General features: G+C 70.5%; 19 protein-coding genes. 11 read left to right on the top strand and 8 right to left on the bottom strand.

The genetic code is table 11. From position 1 onward, the window contains the following. A partial coding sequence (locus tag A9O63_RS00240; RefSeq protein ID WP_167354589.1) for an AAA family ATPase occupies positions 1–798 on the bottom strand: 798 nt, incomplete at its 3' end. Positions 799–935: 137 nt separating this feature from the next. Between A9O63_RS00240 and A9O63_RS00245 the strand changes: the two genes are divergently transcribed. Beyond that, a complete protein-coding gene (locus A9O63_RS00245; RefSeq protein ID WP_069330121.1) occupies positions 936–1,421 on the top strand; it encodes a GNAT family N-acetyltransferase in 486 nt (161 codons plus the stop codon). On the opposite strand, the gene A9O63_RS00250 is transcribed toward A9O63_RS00245, so the two are convergent. Both A9O63_RS00250 and mnmC2 read right to left on the bottom strand, forming a co-directional pair. Then, complete coding sequence (locus A9O63_RS00250) at positions 1,372–2,256, bottom strand: DMT family transporter (RefSeq protein WP_009561636.1); 885 nt, start codon at positions 2,254–2,256, stop codon at positions 1,372–1,374. The genes A9O63_RS00245 and A9O63_RS00250 overlap by 50 nt on opposite strands. Continuing rightward, the gene (gene mnmC2, locus A9O63_RS00255; protein WP_069330122.1) at positions 2,253–3,050 is read right to left on the bottom strand and encodes a tRNA (5-methylaminomethyl-2-thiouridine)(34)-methyltransferase MnmC2; all 798 of its coding nucleotides are present in this window, start codon (positions 3,048–3,050) and stop codon (positions 2,253–2,255) included. The genes A9O63_RS00250 and mnmC2 overlap by 4 nt, the downstream gene beginning before the upstream one ends. A 54-nt stretch (positions 3,051–3,104) precedes the next feature. Between mnmC2 and A9O63_RS00260 the strand changes: the two genes are divergently transcribed. After that, positions 3,105–4,166, top strand: a complete 1,062-nt coding sequence (locus tag A9O63_RS00260; protein WP_069330123.1) for an NAD(P)/FAD-dependent oxidoreductase — start codon at positions 3,105–3,107, stop codon at positions 4,164–4,166. Positions 4,167–4,339: 173 nt separating this feature from the next. Here A9O63_RS00260 and A9O63_RS00265 read toward each other — a convergent pair whose 3' ends face one another. Beyond that, positions 4,340–6,301: a lytic transglycosylase domain-containing protein gene (locus A9O63_RS00265; protein WP_069330124.1), complete on the bottom strand. Its 1,962-nt coding sequence runs from the start codon at positions 6,299–6,301 to the stop codon at positions 4,340–4,342. Positions 6,302–6,453: 152 nt separating this feature from the next. On the opposite strand from A9O63_RS00265, the gene dapA reads away from it, so the two are divergent. From dapA to A9O63_RS00285, 4 genes are all read left to right on the top strand, one after another. After that, positions 6,454–7,326: a 4-hydroxy-tetrahydrodipicolinate synthase gene (dapA, locus tag A9O63_RS00270; protein ID WP_069330136.1), complete on the top strand. Its 873-nt coding sequence runs from the start codon at positions 6,454–6,456 to the stop codon at positions 7,324–7,326. Positions 7,327–7,600: 274 nt separating this feature from the next. After that, positions 7,601–8,074 carry an SsrA-binding protein SmpB gene (smpB, locus tag A9O63_RS00275; protein WP_069330125.1) on the top strand — a complete coding sequence of 158 codons (474 nt, stop codon included), beginning with the start codon at positions 7,601–7,603 and terminating at the stop codon, positions 8,072–8,074. 273 nt (positions 8,075–8,347) lie between these two features. Beyond that, positions 8,348–9,196 (top strand): 3-mercaptopyruvate sulfurtransferase, encoded by an 849-nt coding sequence (gene sseA / locus A9O63_RS00280; RefSeq protein WP_069330126.1) that lies wholly within the window; start codon positions 8,348–8,350, stop codon positions 9,194–9,196. Positions 9,197–9,203: 7 nt separating this feature from the next. Continuing rightward, on the top strand, positions 9,204–10,388 hold the full coding sequence (locus tag A9O63_RS00285) for an amino acid aminotransferase (RefSeq protein WP_069330127.1): 1,185 nt from the start codon (positions 9,204–9,206) through the stop codon (positions 10,386–10,388). A gap of 208 nt (positions 10,389–10,596) precedes the next feature. Here the strand turns inward: A9O63_RS00285 and A9O63_RS00290 are convergent, their stop codons facing one another. Both A9O63_RS00290 and A9O63_RS00295 read right to left on the bottom strand, forming a co-directional pair. Next, the gene (locus tag A9O63_RS00290) at positions 10,597–11,961 is read right to left on the bottom strand and encodes an ammonium transporter (RefSeq protein WP_069330128.1); all 1,365 of its coding nucleotides are present in this window, start codon (positions 11,959–11,961) and stop codon (positions 10,597–10,599) included. A 26-nt stretch (positions 11,962–11,987) separates the two neighbouring features. Further along, positions 11,988–12,326, bottom strand: a complete 339-nt coding sequence (locus A9O63_RS00295) for a P-II family nitrogen regulator (protein ID WP_002721100.1) — start codon at positions 12,324–12,326, stop codon at positions 11,988–11,990. A gap of 260 nt (positions 12,327–12,586) precedes the next feature. Between A9O63_RS00295 and A9O63_RS00300 the strand changes: the two genes are divergently transcribed. Beyond that, positions 12,587–14,854 carry a transglycosylase domain-containing protein gene (locus tag A9O63_RS00300; RefSeq protein WP_069330129.1) on the top strand — a complete coding sequence of 756 codons (2,268 nt, stop codon included), beginning with the start codon at positions 12,587–12,589 and terminating at the stop codon, positions 14,852–14,854. Between the two features lie 169 nt (positions 14,855–15,023). Here A9O63_RS00300 and A9O63_RS00305 read toward each other — a convergent pair whose 3' ends face one another. Next, a complete protein-coding gene (locus A9O63_RS00305) occupies positions 15,024–15,647 on the bottom strand; it encodes an MlaC/ttg2D family ABC transporter substrate-binding protein (protein WP_069330130.1) in 624 nt (207 codons plus the stop codon). Continuing rightward, on the bottom strand, positions 15,637–16,425 hold the full coding sequence (locus A9O63_RS00310) for an MlaA family lipoprotein (RefSeq protein ID WP_069330131.1): 789 nt from the start codon (positions 16,423–16,425) through the stop codon (positions 15,637–15,639). The genes A9O63_RS00305 and A9O63_RS00310 overlap by 11 nt, the downstream gene beginning before the upstream one ends. Positions 16,426–16,634: 209 nt before the next feature. Between A9O63_RS00310 and A9O63_RS00315 the strand changes: the two genes are divergently transcribed. The 4 genes from A9O63_RS00315 (at position 16,635) to A9O63_RS00330 (ending at position 21,021) form a co-directional block, all read left to right on the top strand. Continuing rightward, positions 16,635–18,371: a type I secretion system permease/ATPase gene (locus tag A9O63_RS00315; RefSeq protein WP_069330132.1), complete on the top strand. Its 1,737-nt coding sequence runs from the start codon at positions 16,635–16,637 to the stop codon at positions 18,369–18,371. Next, positions 18,368–19,669 (top strand): HlyD family type I secretion periplasmic adaptor subunit, encoded by a 1,302-nt coding sequence (locus tag A9O63_RS00320; RefSeq protein ID WP_069330133.1) that lies wholly within the window; start codon positions 18,368–18,370, stop codon positions 19,667–19,669. Before A9O63_RS00315 ends, A9O63_RS00320 begins: the two co-directional genes overlap by 4 nt. 123 nt (positions 19,670–19,792) lie before the next feature. Continuing rightward, complete coding sequence (locus tag A9O63_RS00325) at positions 19,793–20,251, top strand: RidA family protein (protein ID WP_069330134.1); 459 nt, start codon at positions 19,793–19,795, stop codon at positions 20,249–20,251. Continuing rightward, on the top strand, positions 20,251–21,021 hold the full coding sequence (locus A9O63_RS00330) for a glycerophosphodiester phosphodiesterase family protein (protein WP_069330135.1): 771 nt from the start codon (positions 20,251–20,253) through the stop codon (positions 21,019–21,021). Before A9O63_RS00325 ends, A9O63_RS00330 begins: the two co-directional genes overlap by 1 nt. Positions 21,022–21,035: the final 14 nt, after the last annotated feature.

A 21,035-nucleotide genomic window follows, 5' to 3' on the forward strand; every position in this document is an offset into this window, starting at 1 on the left:
GCGCGCCGCGGCCTCGGCCTGCCCCGCGGCCGTCATCCGCTCGCGCAGGATCGCGAGCGCCTCGGTCCGCGCAAGATCCGCCTCGCGCCAGCGGCGATAGAGGAGCGACCCCTCGGCCCGCCGCAGCTCCTCGCCGATCTCGCGGTAGCGCGCCGCCTGCTTGGCCTGCCGCGCCAGCGTGGACAGCTGCTGGGCCAGCTGGTCGAGCACATCCTCGACCCGCGCGAGGTTCTGCTCGGTGGCCGCCAGCCGCAGCTCGGCCTCGTGCCGGCGCTGGTAGAGGCCCGAGATGCCCGCGGCCTCTTCGAGGATCCGCCGCCGCGCCTTGGGCTTGGCGTTGATGAGCTCGGAAATCTGGCCCTGCCGCACGAGCGCGGGCGAATGGGCCCCGGTCGAGGCATCGGCGAACAGCATCTGGATGTCGCGCGCGCGCACATCCTTCGTGTTGGCCTTGTAGGCCGAGCCCGCGTCGCGCGTGATCCGGCGCACGATCTCGATCGTGTCGGCATCGTTGAAGCCCGCGGGCGCCAGCCGGTCGGCATTGTCGAGGACGAGTGCCACCTCGGCGAAGTTGCGCGCGGGCCGTGTGGCCGCGCCGGCGAAGATCACATCCTCCATCCCCGCTCCGCGCATGGCGGTGGGCCGGTTCTCGCCCATCACCCAGCGCAGCGCCTCGAGCAGGTTCGACTTGCCGCAGCCGTTCGGCCCCACGACACCCGTCAGCCCCTCGTGGATCACCAGATCGGTGGGGTCCACGAAGCTCTTGAAGCCGTTCAGTCTGAGGCGGGTGAACCGCAAGGCCGGATCCTTCTGATTCCCGATCGGGTCCGCATGGTCCGGTCTGGGGCGACCCAAGTCAACCGGAGCCCCCTTGATCTGGCGGCATCCGGCCGGTTATCCCCAAGATGTTGCAGCTCTCGGCAGGAAGGTGCGCGATGATCCCCCGCAAGGCCGGCGAGGCAGAGGACTGGGAGGCGATCCGCGGGCTGATCCTGCGCGCCTTCGCCTTCATGGAGGGGCGGATCGATCCGCCCTCCTCGGCCCACCGGCTGACGCCCGAGGCGATCGCCCGGCAGGCGCGGGAGGGCGAGGTCTGGCTTCTGGGCGATCCGCCCGTGGCCTGTCTGTTCCTGACGCCCCGGCCGCAGGCGCTCTATCTCGGCAAGATGGCGGTCGAGCCCGCGCGGCAAGGGCGGGGCCTCGGGCGCGCGCTGATGGCCGTGGCCGAGGACCGGGCGCGGGCCCTGGGGCTGCCCGCGCTCGAGCTCGAGACGCGGATCGAACTGGTCGAGAACCAGGCGGCCTTCCGTGCCATGGGTTTCGCGCAGGTCGCGGCCAGCGCCCATCCGGGCTTCGACCGGCCGACCTCGCTCACCTTCCGGCGTGCGCTCGGGCCCGCACCTGCTCGCGCCAGAGGGTGAAGAGCCCGGCCGACACCACCACGCAGGCGCCGAGGATGACATTCCACCCCGGCCGCTCGTTGAAGACGAAGAAGCCGAGCATCGCCGCGAAGGGCAGTTGCAGATAGGCGAAGGGCTGCACCGCGCTCGCCTCGGCTACCTCGTAGGCGCGGATCAGGCACCAGTGCCCGAGCGCCGCCGTGCAGCAGAGCGCCGCCATCCAGAGCCAGTCGCCCGGCGCCATCGGCTCCCAGTGCCAGAGGCCCACGGCCGTCATGGCCACGGCGCCGACCGTGCCCGTCCAGAAGAAGCTGACGGCCGCCGAGTCGCCCCGCGCCACATAGCGCGTGAGCAGCGCATAGGTCGCAAAGAGCGTCGCCGCCGCGAGCGGCACCAGCGCCCAGGGCGAGAAGACCGCAAGACCCGGCTGGAGGATGATGAGGATGCCCACGAAGCCCGCGCCGATGGCGAGCCAGCGCCGCCAGCCCACGGTCTCGCCCAGCACGGGCCCCGAGAGGGCCGCGACCAGCAGCGGATAGCAGATGAAGACCGCGTGGCTGGCCACGAGGCCCAGCTTCACGAACCCCACCACCATGACGCAGACCTCGGCCGCGAGCAGAAGCCCGCGCAGGACCTGCAGGACGGGAAAGCGCGAGCGGATCGCCGGGGCGAGGCCGCCCGCCTGCCGCGCGGCCACCGCGATCACGAAGGCCGCGAAGAACCAGTAGCGGATCATCACCACCATGAGGACGCTGTAATGCTCGGCGAGATGGCGCGAGATGCCGTCCTGCAGCGCGAAGATGCAGGTGGTGAGCACCATGAGCCCGATGCCCAGCCGCGTATTCTGTTCGGTCATCTGCCGAGAACTCCGGTCGTCATATGTCGCTTGCGCCCGTGGCCGGGCTGGCGCGTGACGGTGAAACCCGCCTCCGCCAGCGCCCGCCGCACATGGCCCGCCGCCGTATAGGTGGCGAAGGTGCCCTCGGGGGCGGTGTGGCGGCCCACCTCGGCCATCAGCGCCTCCGACCAGAGCTCGGGGTTCTTTGCGGGCGAGAAGCCGTCGAGGAACCAGGCGTCCGCCCGCCCCTCCCACCGCGGCAGGAGATCGCGCGCGTCGCCGATCCGCACCTCGACTGCCATCCCGTCGAGATCGAAGCGCCTCCGGCCCGCGCCCCAGGCCGCGAGGAAGGGGTCGGCCACCGCCCGGGCCTCGGGGAAGGCCGCGAGGGCGCGGGCGATGTCGGGCGCGGCCAGCGGGAAGGCCTCGAACGAGAGGTAGGACAGCCGCCCCGGCCGCCCCGCCGCGCGCCAGCCGATCAGCGTGGCCAGCATGTTGAGCCCGGTGCCGAAGCCCAGCTCGGCGATGGCGAACCCCTCGCGGAACCGCTCCGGCAGGCGGTTGCCGGCCAGGAAGACATGGCGCGTCTCGGCCAGCCCGTCGGCCAGCGAGAAATAGGGATCGTCGAACCGGGTCGAGACCGGGATGCCCCCCTCGCGCCAGTCGAGATCGGGCCCTGCAGTTCGCGAAGCGCGAATGGCAGGGGCGTCCTGTGCTCCGGGGCTCTCCGGGGGATGTCCGGTCTGCGGGGCGCGCAGGGGCGCGGGCTCCTGCGCGGACGCGACATCCGCGCTCTGGCCTGTGGCTGGCATCTGTCCTAAGCCTGCTGTCTTCGAAAGTGCGGACATTGGGCGAGGACGGGGAAAATGGCAACGCCGGATCTGACAATTCGCGGCGGCGGGATCTTCGGGCTCGCGGTGGCCTGGGCGGCGGTGCGGCGCGGCGCGAAGGTGCGCCTGATCGAGCGCGCGCGGATCGGGGCGGGCTCCTCGGGCGGCGTCGTGGGGGCGCTCTCGCCGCATGTGCCCGAACAATGGAACGAAAAGAAGGCCTTCCAGTTCGAGAGCCTCGCCATGGGCGCGGAATGGTGGGCGGCGGTGGCCGAAGCCTCCGGCCTGCCCACGGGCTACGATCGGTTGGGCCGGTTCCAGCCGCTCGCCGACGCGCGCGCCGTGGACCATGCCCGCGCCCGGGCCGAGGAGGCCCGGACCCTCTGGCAGGGCCGCTTCTCCTGGGAGGTGGTGCCGGCGGGCGGAGATTTCATGCCCGAAAGCCCCACGGGCCTCGTGATCCACGACACGCTGACCGCCCGGCTCAACCCGCGGCTGGCGGTGCCCGCGCTGGTGGAAGCGATCCGCGCGAAGGGCGGCGAGATCCTGATCGGCGAGGCCGAGGAGGCGGGCCCGGTCGTCTGGGCCACCGGCGTGGCGGGGCTCGAGGCTCTGTCGCAGGATCTGGGCAAGCCCGTCGGCAACGGCGTGAAGGGTCAGGCCATGGTGGTGGCGCTCGACGCGCGCGACCGGCCGCAGGTCTTCGGGCCGGGCCTCCTGATCGTGCCCCATGCCGACGGCACGACCGCCGTGGGCTCCACCGCCGAGAAGGACTGGACCGAGCCCGACACGACCGACGCCCAGCTCGACGAGGTCCATGCCCGCGCCGTGGCGCTCTGCCCCTGGCTCGAGGGCGCGCCGGTCCTGACCCGCTGGGCGGGCCTGCGCCCCCGCGCCCGCAGCCTCGCGCCGATGCTGGGCGCATGGCCCGGCCGGCCCGGGCAGTATGTGGCGAACGGCGGCTTCAAGATCGGCTTCGGCATGGCGCCGAAGGTGGGCGAGGTCATGGCCGCGCTCGTCCTCGAGGGCCGGGACGAGATCCCCGAGAGCTTCCGCGTCGAGGCCTCGCTGAAGAAGAAGGCGAAGGCGGAGGAGTAGGGGCGAAGGCCACCTTAGCCTCCGCGAGACGCCACTCATGGGGCACCCACGGGGTGCCCGTTCGTGGCTCCGCGGCGCCCCCCGGAGCCCCCCCGGGACGCCCACCCATGGGGCGCCCACGGGGCGCCCGTTCGTGGCTCGGAGGCTCCACTGGAGCCTCCGCGAGACGCCACTCACCCCTTCAGCTCCGGCGTGATGCGGACGGGGCCGCCGCTGCCGCGGAGCTTGGCGCGGTAGATCACCACCGACTCGGTCACGCGCATGACGTAGGTGCGGGTCTCGGAGAAGGGGATCTGCTCCACCCAGTCCACCGCATCCACATCCTCGGCACGCGGGTCGCCGAACTCGGTGACCCAGCGGCGCGGGCGGCCGGGGCCCGCATTGTAGCCCGAGGCCACCAGCGCGAGCGAAGGGCCGAACTCCTCGACCAGCTGCGCGAGATAGGCCGTCCCGAGCCGCACGTTATAGGCCGGATCCTGCGTGAGCTTCGAAGCCTCGTAGCCCAGCCCCACCTTGGGCGCCATCAGCTTCGCCGTCCCCGGCATCACCTGCATGAGGCCCCGCGCCCCGGCCGGGCTGACCACCACCGGGTTGAACTCGCTTTCGCGCCGCGCGATCGACAGGGCCAGCGCGCGGCTCACCGGCAGGCCCTCGCCCGGCACGAGATCGGGCACCGGGAAATAGGCCCGCGGCAGGATCGTGCCCTCCTCGGCGGCCTGCTTGGCGATCAGCACCGCCACATGCGGCTCGCCCATCTCGAGCGCCATCTCGGACAGCCGCTCGAGGTCCGGGGCCTTCAGGCTCTCGGCCAGATGCAGCAGGAACCGCTTGCCGAGATCGCGCTGGCCCGCAGCCAGCAGCAGCCGCCCCGCCGCCAGCACCGAGGAGGAGGCGAAGCCCGCCTGCCGCCAGTCGCCCGCCCGCGGCGCCGAGACCAGCGCCGGATCGAGCGGAATGCCCGCGCGCTCGGCGGAGAGAAGGCCGTAATAGGCCGTCTGGTAGCGCGCCCCCGCCGCGAAGGCCGCGCCCGCCTCGTCGTAGCGCCCGAGCTGTTCGAGCGCCCGGCCCTGCCAGTAATGCGCCCGCGAGAGGCTGATCGGCGTGCGCACCGCCGCCTGCAGCCGCTGGAAATGCCCAAGCGCCGTCGCCGGGTCGCCGAGCTTGCGCAGCGCGATGAAGCCCGCGAAGAACTCGAGCTCGGCGAAGTCGCCCCCGCCCTCGAGATGGTGGCTCGCGGCGATGCGGTAGGCGGTCTTCGGATCGCCCTCCTCGTTCAGGGCCCGTGCCAGCACCGCCCGCCGTCCCGCCCAGGCCGAGGGGCTGCCGAGACCCGCCACGCTGGCCGACCGCTCCAGAAGCAGCTGCGCTGCGTCGGCGTCGCGGCCCTTGCGCGCGCGCCAGAGGAACCGTTCGTAGGCGAGCCCGGGATCGGCGGCCTGCGCCGCGGGCACGGCGGCGATCAGCCCGTCCACCCCGTCGGCATCGGCGCGCAGCGCCATCCGCGCCGCCGCGAGCCGCTTCCAGCCGTCCGACACGCGCGGCAGCATCCGCCGCGCCTGATCGGGCCGGTTCTCCCAGAGCAGCATGTCGAGCCGTGCCTCGTGCGCCTGGGCCAGCACCTCGGGGAAGGCGCCGATCGCGGCCGATTCTTCCTCCGCATCGAAGGCGAGCGTCGTCCAGGCGCGGCGGATCACCGTCTCGGCCTCGGTCTGCTGGCCCGCCGCCGCATGGGCGCGGGCCAGCGCGATGGCCCCCGTGGCGGTCGCGGGCGGACGCGAGCCGAACCAGGCGATCACGCGCTCGGGCGTGGCCGAGCGGGCCACCGCCTCCTCGCCCTTGTCGCGCAGGAGTTTCAGCCCCGGCCAGTCGGGATGCTGCGCGAGGAAGGCCTCGTAATCGCCGAGATTGCCCTCGCCCGCCCGCAGCCGGTGCCACTCCACCAGCGACAGGGCGAGCGGCCCCGAGCGGCGCGCCTGCGCCTCGGCGCCGCTCCAGTCCTTCGACCAGGCGGCGCGGAGCGCGTCCTTCAGCGCCGCCGGATCCTCGGCCCGCGCCGCGAGCGGGGCGCAGAGGAGCGGCAGGATCAGCAGGAGGACGAGGCGGAGACGGGCGGGGACGGATCTGGAGCGCGACATGCGCGCAATCTGCCCAAGCCCGTGCCGGCCCGCAACACACAAGCTGACGAGCGCGCCGTGGCTTGGCGACAACTTGGCAAGCCCCGCTGCGGGCGATAGGAAGGCCCGGTTCAACCGGGCGAGTCTGCCCAAATCAGATGGAGATGCGTGTCATGATCAGAGGGTCCATTCCTGCCCTTGTGACGCCGTTCAAGAACGGCGAGCTGGATCTGGACACGCTGAAGAAGCTGGTCGACTGGCAGATCGCCGAAGGCTCGACCGGCCTCGTCCCGGTGGGCACCACGGGCGAGAGCCCGACGCTGACCCACGAAGAGCACGAGACGGTGATCGAGGCGGTGGTGAAGGCCGCCGCCGGCCGGGTGCCGGTGATCGCGGGCGCGGGCTCGAACTCGACCGCCGAGGGGATCCGGCTGATCCGCTTCGCCGAGACCGTGGGCGCCGATGCGGCGCTCGTGGTGACGCCCTATTACAACAAGCCCACGCAGGCCGGGATGATCGCGCATTTCACCGCGCTTCACGACTGCTGCAGCCTGCCCATCGTGATCTACAACATCCCCGGCCGCTCCGTCGTCGACATGTCGCCCGAGACGATGGGCACGCTGGCCCGGCTGCCGCGGATCGTGGGCGTGAAGGATGCCACCGGCAAGATCGAGCGGGTGAGCCAGCAGCGCGCCTCCTGCGGGCCGGACTTCATCCAGCTCTCGGGCGAGGATGCGACGGCGCTCGGCTTCAACGCGCACGGCGGGGTGGGCTGCATCTCGGTCACGGCCAACGTGGCTCCGCGGCTCTGCGCCGAGTTCCAGCAGGCCACGCTCGCGGGCGACTTCGCCAAGGCGCTGGAGTATCAGGACCGGCTGATGCCGCTGCACGAGGCGATCTTCCTCGAGCCGGGGCTGGTGGGGGCGAAATATGCGCTCTCGAAGCTCGGCCTCTGCTCCGACGAGGTGCGCCTGCCGCTCGTGGGCCTGACGGACGCGACCAAGGCCCGCATCGAAGCCGCCATGCGCCACGCCGGCCTGATCTGATCCGGGGCGGCCGGCTCCGCCCGCAGGGGCAGGGAGCCGGCCCCCTGCCCCATCCGCCGCCATGCCCACGGCGGGATCTCCCGAGCCCGGAGCGATCCTGCGGCCTCCCCCTCCGGTCGCAGGCGGGCTTCGGCCACGCCGTCCGGGTTGGCGGCCGCCCTTGCCTTGTCCGCGGCAGCGCCGGGCGAGGGGGTTCGATGCCCCCTCGCCCGGCTCCCCCTTTGCGCTTCGGACGCTGGACAGCGGCCCGCCCCTCGCCTATCTCCGTCCGGTCATGGCCAAGCATTCCGATCCCAACAGCAAGCTCATCGCCGAGAACCGCCGCGCCCGCTTCGATTACTTCATCGAGGAGGAGATCGAGGCCGGCATCATGCTGCTCGGCTCCGAGGTCAAGTCGCTCCGGCAGGGCGGCTCGAACATCGGCGAAAGCTATGCCTCGGTGGAAGAGGGCGAGCTCTGGCTCATCAACGGCTATATCGCGCCCTATCTGCAGGCCAAGACCTGGGGCCACGAGGAGCGGCGCAAGCGCAAGCTCCTCGTCTCGCGGCGCGAGCTCGCCCGGCTCTGGACCGCGACCGCCCGCGAAGGCATGACCATCGTGCCGATCCGCATGTATTTCAACGACCGCGGCATCGTGAAGCTGAAGATCGGCATCGCCAAGGGCAAGAAGCTCTCGGACAAGCGCGAGACCTCGGCCAAGCGCGACTGGGGCCGCGAGAAGCAGCGGCTCCTGAAGCAGCACAGCTGACCCGCAAGGGCGGCGCAGCTCCCTGCCCCCGCGGCCGCCCGGGCCCTCCGGCGCAGCCGCAGCCCCCCGCAGTTCCCTGCCCCTGCGTTCGCTCAGTTCGTCCTTTGAGGGCCACGCCTGCCTCGTCGAAGACCTGCGGGCCCGCCGGGAGAGACGCGTCCCGCCGGTCCGGCAGGCCGCCCCCGCCCTCTTGCGCGCACCGGTCACGCCCGTCCGGGCTTGCCTGCGGGCGGCCACGGGATTAAGCGGGATTGGCTTTCCGAGGAGCCCGACATGACCGACGATCCCAGAACGCTCGTCTCCACCGACTGGCTGGCCGCCCATCTGCGCGATCCCGACCTGAGGCTCCTCGATGCCTCCTGGTATCTGCCGCAGGAAAACCGCAACCCGCGGGCAGAATACGAGGCCGAGCACATTCCCGGCGCGCGCTTCTTCGACATCGACGAGATCGCCGACCTGCGCTCGGCCCTGCCCCACATGGCGCCGCCGCCCGAGAAATTCATCAGCCGGATGCGCGCCATGGGCGTGGGCGACGGCCATCAGGTCGTGGTCTACGACGGCTCGGGCCTGCGCTCGGCCGCGCGGGTCTGGTGGACCTTCCGCCTGATGGGCAAGACCGACGTGGCGGTGCTCGACGGCGGCCTGCCGAAATGGAAGGCCGAGGGCCATCCGGTCGAGGACATGCCGCCCGTCGTCCGCGACCGGCACATGACGGTGCAGCGCCAGGCAGGGCTCGTGAAGGACGTGACCCAGGTGGCCCATGCCTCGAAGCTCGGCGAGGCCGAGATCATCGACGCGCGCTCGGCCGGCCGGTTCAAGGGCACGGATGCCGAGCCGCGGCCGGGCCTGCGCGCGGGCCATATTCCGGGCTCGAAGAACGTGCCCTTCACGACGCTCCTTGCGGCGGACGGCACCATGAAGCCGCCGGCAGAGCTTCGCGCGATCTTCGAGGCGGCGGGTGTGGATCTCGCCAAACCCGCGATCACCACCTGCGGCTCGGGCGTGACCGCGGCCGTGCTCAGCCTCGCGCTCGAGATCCTCGGGCACCGCAACCATGCGCTCTACGACGGTTCCTGGTCCGAGTGGGGCATGTATGACGATCTCAAGGTCGCGAAAGGATGACGAAGGAATGCTGACCGCCCTGAAGCCGCAGCCCGCGGACAAGATCCTGCAACTGATCCAGATGTTCCGCGAGGATGCGCGCGCGGACAAGATCGATCTGGGCGTGGGCGTCTACAAGGACCCGACCGGGCTTACCCCGGTCATGCGGGCCGTGAAGACGGCCGAGAAGCGGCTCTGGGAGGTCGAGACCACCAAGACCTATCCCGGCCTCGCCGGCGAGCCCGCCTACAATGCCGCGATGGCGAAGCTGATCCTCGCGGGCGCGGTCGCGGCCGACCGGGTGGCCTCGGTCGCCACCCCCGGCGGCACGGGCGCGGTGCGTCAGGCGCTCGAGCTGATCCGCATGGCCTCGCCCGACGCCACCGTCTGGATCTCGAACCCGACCTGGCCGAACCATCTGTCGATCGTGAAGTATCTCGGCATCCCGATGCGGGAATACCGCTATTTCGATGCCGAGACCGGCGCCGTCGATGCCGAGGGCATGATGGAGGATCTGGCGGGGGTGAAGGCGGGCGATGTGGTGCTGCTGCACGGCTGCTGCCACAACCCGACCGGCGCCAATCCGAACCCGGTGCAATGGCTGGCCATCTGCGAAAGCCTGGCCCGGACGGGCGCGGTGCCGCTGATCGACCTCGCCTATCAGGGCTTCGGCGACGGGCTCGAGATGGATGCGGCGGCGACGCGGCTTCTGGCCACGAAGCTGCCCGAGGTGCTGATCGCGGCCTCCTGCTCGAAGAACTTCGGCATCTACCGCGAGCGCACGGGCATCCTGATCGCCATCGGCGAGGCGGCGGGCCGGGGCACGGTGCAGGCCAACCTCAACTTCCTGAACCGGCAGAACTACTCCTTCCCGCCGGACCATGGCGCGCGGCTCGTGACCATGATCCTCGAGGACGAGACGCTGAGCGCCGACTGGAAGGCCGAGCTCGAGGAGGTGCGGCTCAACATGCTGACGCTGCGCCGCCAGCTTGCCGATGCGCTGCAGGCCGAGACCGGGTCGAACCGCTTCGGCTTCGTGGCCGAGCATCGCGGCATGTTCTCGCGCCTCGGGATCACGCCCGCCGAGGTCGAGCGGCTGCGGACCGAGCACGGGGTCTACATGGTGGGCGATTCGCGGCTGAACATCGCGGGGCTGAACCGGACGACCGTGCCGGTGCTGGCGCGCGCGGTGGCCGAGGTGCTGCGCGGCTGAACCGCGCCGACGGGACGGACCGGGAGGGGCGCGGGCGCAGGTCCGCGCCCCTCGTCGTTCGGGGATCGGCAGAACCGGGCGGTGCAGGCCCCCCCGGAAGCCCGCGTCGCCCGAAGCGGAAAACGAAAGGCCCGGACCGTCGTCCGGGCCTTTTGCGGTCGGGCGGCGGAGGAGGAGGAGGAGGAACCCGCCGCCCGATCCGTCAGTCTCAGCCGTGATAGGCCGACTCGCCGTGGGCGGTCTGGTCGAGACCGATCCGCTCGCTCTCGGTGTCGACGCGCAGGCCCACCACCAGATCGGCGATCTTGAAGGCCACGACCGAGACGATGGCCGTCCAGATCAGCGTCACCACCACGGCCTGCGCCTGGACGATCGTCTGCCCGACGATCGAATAGTCGTCGCCGTTCACGCCGCCGAGGCTCGCCGCCGAGAAGATGCCGGTGCCGATGGCGCCGATGATGCCGCCCACGCCGTGGATGCCGAAGACGTCGAGGCTGTCGTCATAGCCCATGGCGTTCTTCACGGTCGTCACGAAGAAGTAGCAGACCGCCGAGGCGATGGCGCCGAGCACGATGGCGCCCATCGGACCGATGGTGCCGCAGGCCGGGGTCACGGCCACGAGGCCCGCGATCATGCCCGAGGCCGCGCCCAGCATCGAGGCCTTGCCGCGCGCCAGACCCTCGATCAGCGACCAGGCGACGACGGCGGCGGCGGTGGCCACGAAGGTGTTGATCATGGCGAGCGTGGCACCGCCGTTGGCCTCGAGGTTCGAGCCCACGTTGAAGCCGAACCAGCCGAACCACAGCATCGAGGCGCCGATCATGGTCATGACCATCGAGTGCGGCGCCATGTTCTCCTTGCCGAGACCGATCCGCTTGCCGACCATCACCGCGCCGATCAGCGCCGCGACGCCCGCGTTGATATGGACCACGGTGCCGCCCGCGAAGTCGATGGCGCCCCAGTTGAAGATCAGGCCCGAGGCATCCCAGACCATGTGGGCGATCGGGAAATAGGCGAAGGTCACCCAGATCACGGTGAAGATCAGCACGGCCGAGAATTTGATCCGCTCGGCGAAGCCCCCGATGATGAGCGCGGGCGTGAGCGCCGCGAAGGTCATCTGGAAGCAGATGAACAGATATTCCGGGATCACGAAGCCGTCCGAGAAGGTGGCGGCCATGCTCTCGGTCGTCACGCCGGCCAGAAAGAGCTTGCCCATGCCGCCCCAGAACGGGCTGGTGCCGCCGCCGAAGGCGAAGGAGTAACCGTAGATCACCCAGATCACCATGACGGTGCAGCCGATCAGGGTGGTCTGCATCAGCACCGACAGCATGTTCTTCGCGCGCACGAGACCGCCGTAGAACAGCGCGATCCCCGGCAGGATCATGAAGAACACGAGCACGGTGGACATCAGCATCCAGGCGACGTCGCCCTTGTCCATAACCGGCGTCACGACGGCCTCCGCGGCCTCGGTCACGGCCTCGGCCGCGTCCGTCGCGGCCTCCTGGGCCCAGGCGGGCAGGGCCGCGGCCGCGGCCAGCGCGGTCAGCCCCATCAGTTGCGAGATCTTCTTCATTTTACCCTATCCCTCTGCCGGCCGCGTCAGAGCGCGTCGTCGTTGATTTCGCCCGTGCGCACGCGGACGGCCTGTTCGACGTCCAGCACGAAGATCTTGCCGTCGCCGATCTTGTCGGTCTTGGCGGTGGTGCGGATCGTCTCGACAACCGACTCGGCCAGCCCGTCCGACACGACGATCTCGAGGCGGACCTTCGGCACGAAGTTCACGGCATATTCCGCCCCGCGGTAGATTTCCGTGTGGCCGGACTGGGAGCCGAAGCCCTTGATCTCGGTCACCATCATGCCGCGCACGCCGATGGTGGTGAGCGCCTCGCGCACCTCCTCCAGCTTGAACGGCTTGATTGCTGCGATGATGAGTTTCACGACGATCCCCTGTTCTGCTTGGGCCGCTTCGGACCCCACGGGGTCACAAGGCTTGCTCCGGGCGCAGCGCACAACAAAACGGCGGCAGAAGAAGATGGGGTGGACGGGGAAGTTGCACATCTTTTGCACTACAGCGCCCACACGCCCAATTTTAATGCAACATGCGGAGAGGAATTAAAGTCGCGCCCGCTCCACATTCGCTGCCCCTGCAGGTAGAGTCGCGGCAAAGTCCACGAGAGACAAAAGGCGGGCAACGAGGCATGAGCGGGTCGAACGGGCGGCGTCCGCCGCTGATCGCGGACAGGCGGTACGGGCCGTCTGCCGCGAAGAAGACGGCATCGAACGGAGGCGGCGGCCGGGGCTCCAAGCCTCCGCCGAAGGCGGCGCCGAGACGGCGGACGAAGAAGCGCGATCCGCTGTCGGCCGCGGTCGCCTGGGTCTTCGGGCTGATCTGGGGAGTGGTGATGTTCTTCTGGCGCATCCTCTGGGGCGTGGGCTGGCGCATCCTCGCGGCGGTGGCGCTGGTCGTGGGCCTGTCCGCCTACTACTTCTATTCGCAGCTTCCCGAGGTGGCCCAGCTCGTCGACGGACGCGCCCGCGGCTCGGTCACCATGCTCGACCGCGAGGGCAAGGTCTTTGCCTGGCGCGGCGAGACCTACGGCGGCATGGTCACTTCGGACAAGGTCTCGAAATACCTGCGCGAGGCGGTCGTCGCCACCGAGGACCGGCGGTTCTACCGCCATTTCGGCGTGAGCCCCCGCGGCATCGCCTCGGCCGTGCGCATCAACCTGAGCGAAGGGCGCGGGCCGCTGGAGGGCAACGGCGGCTCGACCATCACGCAGCAGGTGGCCAAGCTGCTGTGCCTCGGCGTGCAATACGATCCGAAGGAATGGAAGAGCGAGGCCGACTACGAGGCCGACTGCCGCAAGGGCGGGATCTGGCGGAAGGTGAAGGAAGTGCCCTTCGCCCTCGCGATGGAGGCGAAATACACCAAGGCCGAGATCCTGACGATCTATTTCAACCGCGCCTATCTCGGTGCGGGCGCGCGCGGCTTCGAGGCTGCGGCGCAGCGTTACTTCGGCAAGTCGGCGAGCGAGGTGAATGCCTCCGAAGCCGCGATGCTGGCGGGCCTGCTGAAGGCGCCATCCTACTATGCGCCCACGGCCAACCTCGAGCGCGCGCGAGACCGGGCGAATGTCATCATCGGCCTCATGGAGGAGCAGGGCTACCTGACCCGCTCCGAAGCCGATCAGGCCCGCGCCCATCCGGCCCAGCTCTCCGAAGCGGCCCAGAGCCGCTCCGGCGGCTTCTTCGCCGACTGGGTGATGGAATCGGGCCCGGCCTTCCTGACCCGCGACACGACCGAGGATGTCATCATCCGCACGACGCTCGACCAACGGCTGCAGCGCGCGGCCGAAGGGGCGCTCGATGACGTGTTCAAGACCAAGGTGAGCGAGGGCTCCAAGGCGCAGGCGGCGGTGGTGGTCATGTCGGCCGACGGCGCGGTGCGCGCCATGGTCGGCGGGCGCAAGGTTCAGGCGGCGGGCTCGTTCAACCGTGCGACCCAGGCACTGCGGCAGACGGGCTCGGCCTTCAAGCCCTTCATCTATGCGGCGGCGATGGATCTGGGCTACAGCCCCGCCGATTTCGTCGATGACAGCCCGCTCACGGTGATGGTGAAGGGCTCGGGCCCCTGGTCGCCCTCGAACTACGACCGGAAGTTCCGCGGGATCGTGACGCTGACCAGCGCGCTCAAGCAGTCGCTGAACATCCCGGCCGTCCGCATCACCGAGGCCGTGGGCCGCGAGAAGGTGCGCCAGGTGGCCTCGGAATTCGGCATCCAGAGCGATCTCGCCGCCGGGCCCGCGCTTGCGCTCGGCGTGTCGGAGGCGACGCTGCTCGAGATGACCGGCGCCTATGCGGGCATCCTGAACGGCGGCTCGGCGGTGAAGCCCTACGGGCTGGTCGAACTCCGCCTGCAGGGCGAGGACACGCCGCTCATCGGTCAGGAGGGCGGCATCGGCGAGCGGGTGATCTCCGAGCAGGCGGCCCAGCTTCTGACCTACATGATGACCCAGGTGATCGAGAGCGGCACCGGCGCCCGGGCCCGCCTGCCGGGCTGGGAGGCTGCGGGCAAGACCGGCACCACCCAGGCGGCCCGCGACGCGTGGTTCGTGGGTTTCACCGCCGATTATGTGGCGGGCGTCTGGATGGGCTACGACGACAACACGCCGCTCAAGGGCGTGACGGGCGGCGGGCTTCCCGCCGACATCTGGCGCGAGGTGATGGTGCGGGTCCACGAGGGGCTTCAGCCCCAGCCGCTGAAGAAGATCGTGCCCGAGCCGCGGATGCCGCCGCAGACGACGGCCGACGTGCGCACCGATCCCGTGCCGCAGGACACGGGCGACTGGCAGGCGCAGCGCCCGAACGATACCGGCGACTGGCAGGCGGCCCCCCGTCCGCCGAGCGCGGGCGAACAGATCGTGCGCGACGTGCTCGGCATCTTCGGCGGCGGCGGGCGGAACTGACATCCCGCCCCGCCGCCTTGCCGGGCGGCGGGCCTTGCCGCGCAGACGAAGGTCGGGGCCGAGGGGCCGCCCCCTCCGCATCGCCCAGGCCTGCAGGCCTCGCGCACTGCTCCCAACAGAAAACGCCGCCCCGGGGGGCGGCGTTCTGCAGTCTCGGGATGGTCCGGCCTCAGCTCGCGCGGCGCAGCTGCTCGGTGAGCGCGGGGATCGAGCCGCGGTTGCGGTCCAGAAGCGCGCCGACCTCGGCCCGCTCGGACGCCAGCATGTTCACGCCCTCGATGATGATGTTGAAGAAGGCCGGGCGGCCCGAGCGGTCCGACACATGCCAACGCACCTCGAAGGGGTTCTCGTTGCGCAGATAGGCCGTCGAGATCACCTCGACCGCGCTCTTCATCGGGCGCGCATCGATGACCTTGATCTCGCTGCCGATGAACTCGCGGAAGCGCTTGCCGTACTTCCGGGCGATATAGCCCTGGTAGGCCTGGGTGAAGGCCGAGATCTCCTGCCGGCTCGCGCTGCGGGCGGCAACGCCCAGCGCGGTGCGGGCGATGGCGGGCACGTCGGCGTAGCGCGAGAAGAGGCGCTCGAAATCCGCATACATCTGACCCTCGGACTTGCCCGAGTTGATCGTCCGGTTCACCTGGGCCACCGCCTCGACCACCAGCGCACGCGCCGTGCCGGTGTCGAGCGCCTGAGCGCGCCAGGGCAGAAGGGCCGCGGCAACGCCCGCCGCGAGGCCCATCGTCACGGTGCGGCGGCTGGGCCGGAGGTCGAAGGGAAGATCATTGGGCATCGAAGTCCTCATATGGATCGATGGCGTAGGGGTCGATGTAGGCATCGTCCGCCCCGCCGGTCTGGCCGAGTTCGAAGCGCCGGTTCTGGAGATAGAGGAGCCGGGTCTGCGAGTAGCTGTCGGCGCTTTCATATAGAACCGAGTCGATCGTTTCGGAATAGCGGGCCCGATCACCAAGTATTGAGCCGACCTCGGCCGCCCGGCCCGCCGTCCGCACGCCCGAGGGCACGATGAGCCGCAGCGGGTTCAGCGCCACGTCCACCACATCGCCCACGAGGTCGCGCTCGGTGCGCGGCCCGAGGAACGGCACCTCGCCATAGACGCCCTCGTTCGCGCCCCAGATATAGAGCGTCTCGCCGAAGTCCGTGTTGCGCCCTTCGATCCCCATGGCATGGGCCGGGTCGAACAGGCCGCCGATCCCGATCGTCGTGTTGACGACGAAGCGCGCCGCATTCCCGACGGCGGCGCCCGGCCGCCCCTGCAGCAGGCTGTTCAGCGTCTCGCCCGGCAGGTCGAGGTTGTCGGCGAAATTGTTGATGCCTCGCTCGACCGGGTCGGGCAGCACGGCATAGGCGCGCGAGGCCGGGCGCAGCACCGCGGTATCGACCGACTTGTTGAACTCGTGGATCTGGCGGTTGTCCGCCTCATCCGGGTCGTTGATCGTCTGAGTGGGGTTGGCCGAGCCGGCACAGGCCGATACGAAGGCGCCGAGAAGGGCAAAGAGGGCGCCGTGGGCTGCGATTCGGCATCCACGGAGTATGGCAGTTCGATGTTCCACGCTGATGACCCCGGGCTGCGAGAGATGCCGAAAGATGAGGAATCGCTTTTCCGATCAAGGCCCAAGGCATAAGCAGCTTGCTTCCTCATGGCAACGCGGGAAACGCGCCGCCGCAGGGCGGAAACGGGAATCTCGCCGAATTCCCTCGGTGTGAACTATATTGAAGTCTGGCAGTGCGACATGATTGCCACGCGGAAGACGAGGAGAGCATGACGCGAAGCGACAATCGCAAGGGACTGGAGGAGCTGCGCGCCGTCCGCCGCAGCTCCATGGGCGCGCTGACGTCCGTGTTCCTTTTCAGCATCTTCGTCAATCTGCTGATGCTGACGGGCCCGCTCTACATGCTGCAGGTCTATGACCGGGTGCTCGGCTCGCGCTCCGAGGAGACGCTGCTTGCGCTCTCCCTGCTCGTGACCTTCCTGTTCGTCGCCATGGGTGTGCTCGACCATGCGCGGGCGCGCATCATGGCGCGCGTGGGCGCAGGCTTTCAGGAAAAGCTCGACCGCCGCGTCTTCGAGGCCGCGGTGCGGCGGCTCTCGCTCGCGCCCGGCGATCCGTCGGCCGTCGCGGCCCAGCGCGATCTCGAATCGGTGCAGCGGCTCTGGGCCTCGCCGGTGCTGATCGCGCTCTTCGACATTCCCTGGACCCCGTTCTTCCTCGCGGCCATCTTCGTCTTCCACCCCTACATGGGCTGGCTCGCCATCGGGGGCGGCATCGTCCTCGTGATCGTGACGATCCTGAACCAGCGCCTGTCCGAGGCGCCGATGCAGAAGGCCAACATCGTGGCGTTGCAGGCCGACCGGTTCGCCGAGAACCTCAAGTCGGAATCAGAGGTGGTGCAGGCGCTCGGCATGGCGGGCAACGGCTTCGACCGCTGGCACAAGGCGCGCGCCGCCGCGCTCGACGCGAACATGGCGGCGGCCGATCTCACGGGGGCCTTCGGCACGCTGACCAAGACGCTGCGCCTCTTCCTGCAGTCCGCCATGCTGGGCCTTGGCGCCTGGCTCGTCCTGCAGCAGGAACTGAGCGCGGGCGCCATGATCGCAGGCTCGATCCTGATGGGCCGGGCGCTCGCCCCGATCGAGAGCGCCATCGGCCAGTGGGCGCTCGTGCAGCGCGCCTCCGAGGGCTGGCGGCGGCTGGGAGAGCTTCTGACCCGCCAGCCGATCGAGCCTCCGCGCATCGCCCTGCCCCGTCCGCGGGCGCTGATCGAGGCGCAGAATCTCTCCGTGGTGCCCCCGGGCGAGGCGGTCGCGGTGCTGCGCGGCGTGAGCTTCCGGCTGGATCCGGGTCAGGCGCTCGGGGTCATCGGTCCCTCGGGGTCGGGCAAGTCCACGCTGGCGCGGGCCCTGATCGGGGTCTGGCGTCCGGCGGCGGGCAAGGTCCGGCTCGATGGCGCCGCCCTCGACCAGTATGACCCGGACGTGCTCGGCGGCTATATCGGCTACCTGCCCCAGCGCGTGACGCTCTTCGAGGGCACCATCGCCGAGAACATCGCGCGCCTGCGGGGCGCGCCCGACGGCGACGCCGTCGTGGCCGCCGCGCGGAAGGCCGCCGCGCACGACATGATCGTGGCCCTGCCCGCGGGCTACGACACCCGCGTCTCGGCCCTGGGCGGCCGGCTGTCCGGCGGTCAGATCCAGCGCATCGGGCTTGCGCGCGCCATGTATGGCAACCCCGTGTTCCTCGTCCTCGACGAGCCCAACTCGAACCTCGACAATGAAGGCTCGCTTGCGCTGAACGCGGCGATCCGCTCGATGAAGCAGGCGGGAGGGGCGGTGTTCATCATGGCCCACCGCCCCGCCGCAATTCAGGAGTGCGACCTCCTCATGGTGATGGAGAACGGAATGCGGGCCGCCTTCGGCCAGCGCGACGCCGTGCTGCGCGACATGGTGAAGAACCACACCGAGATCGTGCGAAACGCAGGCCCCGGAGGCGTGACATGAGCCGCCCCATCCCCTGGTCGAGCCGCAAGCCGCTGATCCTCGGCTTCGCGACGCTCGCCCTCCTCGTCGGCGGCTTCGGCACCTGGAGCGTGGCCTCCTCCATCTCGGGGGCCATCGTGGTGCAGGGCCAGATCGAGGTCGAGCAGAACCGGCAGGTGGTCCAGCATCCCGACGGCGGCGTGGTCGAGAGCATCGAGGTCTCCGAAGGATCCGTGGTGCAGGCGGGCGACGTTCTGCTGCGGTTCGATGGCACCACGCTGCGCACCGAGCTCGCGATCGTCGAGGGGCAGCTCTTCGAGATGCTGGCGCGGCGCGCGCGGCTCGAGGCCGAACGCGACGATGCCGAGGGCCTGGGCGTCTTTCCGGCCCTTCTGGAGGCGGAGAAGACCCGCCCCGTCGTGGCCGAACAGATCGAGGGGCAGAAGCGCCTCTTCGCCGCGCGGAGCGAGAGCTTCGCCCAGCAGATCGAACAGCTCGGCAAGCGCAAGGCGCAGATCGTGAGCCAGATCGAGGGCGTCGATGCCCAGATCTCCGCCCTCGGCACTCAGCTCCGGCTGATCGAGGAAGAGCTCTCCGACCAGCAGGACCTGTTGTCCAAGGGTCTCGCGCAGGCCAGCCGGGTGCTCAGCCTGCAGCGCGAGGAAGCGCGGCTCGAGGGCGAGCTGGGCGAGCTCACTGCCTCGCGGGCCAACAACGAAGGCCGCATGACCGAGCTCGATATCGAGATGCTGCGCCTCGGCTCGACCCGCCGCGAGGAGGCGATCACCCAGCTGCGCGACTTCGGCTACCGCGAACTGGAACTGGCCGAGCGGCGCAGCGCGCTGATCGAGCAGATCAACCGGCTGGATCTGCGCGCCCCGGTCTCGGGCGTCGTTCTGGGGCTGCAGGTCACGACCCCCCGGGCCGTGGTGCGGGCGGCCGATCCGGTGCTCTACATCATCCCGCAGGATCGCCCGCTGGTGATCGCCGGACATGTGCCGCCGATCCATATCGACGAAGTGGCGGTGGGCCAGCCCGTGCGCCTCGTCTTCTCGGCCTTCTCCAGCCGCACGACGCCCGAGCTCGCCGGCCATGTCACCGTCCTCTCCGCCGATGCGCTGACCGACAACCGGACCCAGACCTCCTACTCCCGGGCCGAGATTATGCTCGATCCCGGCGAGACGGCGAAGCTCGAGGAGCGCAACCTCGTGCCGGGGATGCCGGTCGAGGCCTTCATCCGCACCGGAGAGCGCTCGCCGCTGGCTTACCTGCTGAAGCCCTTCACCGACTATTTCAACCGCGCCCTGCGCGAGACCTGAGCGGACGGCCGGCGGGGCCGGCGGCTCCTCCGGCCGGGGGGCCGCCACAGGCCGGACGAGGTCGCGCTTGCCCCGCGGCCCGTCCGCCTCTAGCCTCCGGCTGAAATCACCGGAGCCTGTCCCATGACCATCGAAGCCCGCCTCGCCGAACTCGGCGTCCCCCTCCCCGACGCCCCCGTCCCCGCGGCGAACTACGTCCCCTTCGTGAAGACGGGCGCGCTCGTCCATGTCTCGGGCCAGATCAGCCAGGGGCCCGACGGCCTCATCCGCGGCAAGCTCGGCGCCGACATGGAGGTGGCCGCGGGCGCCGCGGCGGCGCAGGCCTGCGCGATCAGCCTGCTCGCCCAGCTGCGCCGCGCCTGCGACGGCGATCTCGACCGTCTCGTCCGCGTGGTCAAGCTGGTGGGCTTCGTCAATTCCACGCCGGACTTCACCGACCAGCCCAAGGTCATCAACGGCGCCTCCGACTTCCTCGTCGAAGTGCTGGGCGAGGCCGGCCGCCATGCCCGATCGGCGGTCTCGGCGGCCAGCCTGCCCTTCGGCGTGGCGGTCGAGATCGAGGCGATCTTCGAGATCCGCTGATGCGCGCCCCCCTGCCCGAGGTCTTCCTGCGCCTGCCCATCGCCCACCGCGCGCTGCACGACCGTGCCGCGGGCCGGCCCGAGAATTCGCCCGGCGCGATCCGCGCCGCCGTCGAGGCGGGCTACGGGATCGAGATCGACCTGCAGCTCTCGGCCGATGGCGTGCCGATGGTGTTCCACGACGAAAACCTCGACCGGCTCACGGCCGAGACGGGCCCCCTCGCCGCCCGGACCGCGGCCGAGCTCCGCACCATCCCGCTGCGCGACGCCACCGACACCATCCCCACGCTCGCGGAGGTTCTGGCGCTGGTCGCGGGCCGGGTGCCGCTCCTCATCGAGATCAAGGATCAGGACGGGGCCCTCGGCCCGGCGGTGGGCGCGCTCGAGACCGCGACCGCCGCGGCGCTCGAAGGCTACGGCGGGCCCGTCGCGGTCATGTCCTTCAACCCCCATTCCATGGCCGGGATGGCGCGCCTTCGGCCCGACCTGCCCCGCGGCCTCGTCACCTCGAGCTACGATCCCGCCGACTGGGCGCCGGTGCCGCCCGAGACCTGCGCCCGCCTCCGCGCGATCCCCGACTACGACCGGGTGGAGGCGAGCTTCGTCTCGCATGAGGCCCCCGACCTCGACCGCCCCCGGGTGGCCGAGCTCAAGGCCCAGGGCGCCGCGATCCTCTGCTGGACCATCCGGTCGCCCGAGGCCGAGGCAAGGGCGCGCCGCGTGGCCGCCAACGTGACCTTCGAGGGCTACCGCGCCGCCCTCCCCGCTTGACCCCGAAGCGCGCC

The organism is Cereibacter johrii (assembly GCF_001720585.1).
Classification (GTDB): Bacteria; Pseudomonadota; Alphaproteobacteria; order Rhodobacterales; family Rhodobacteraceae; genus Cereibacter_A; species Cereibacter_A johrii.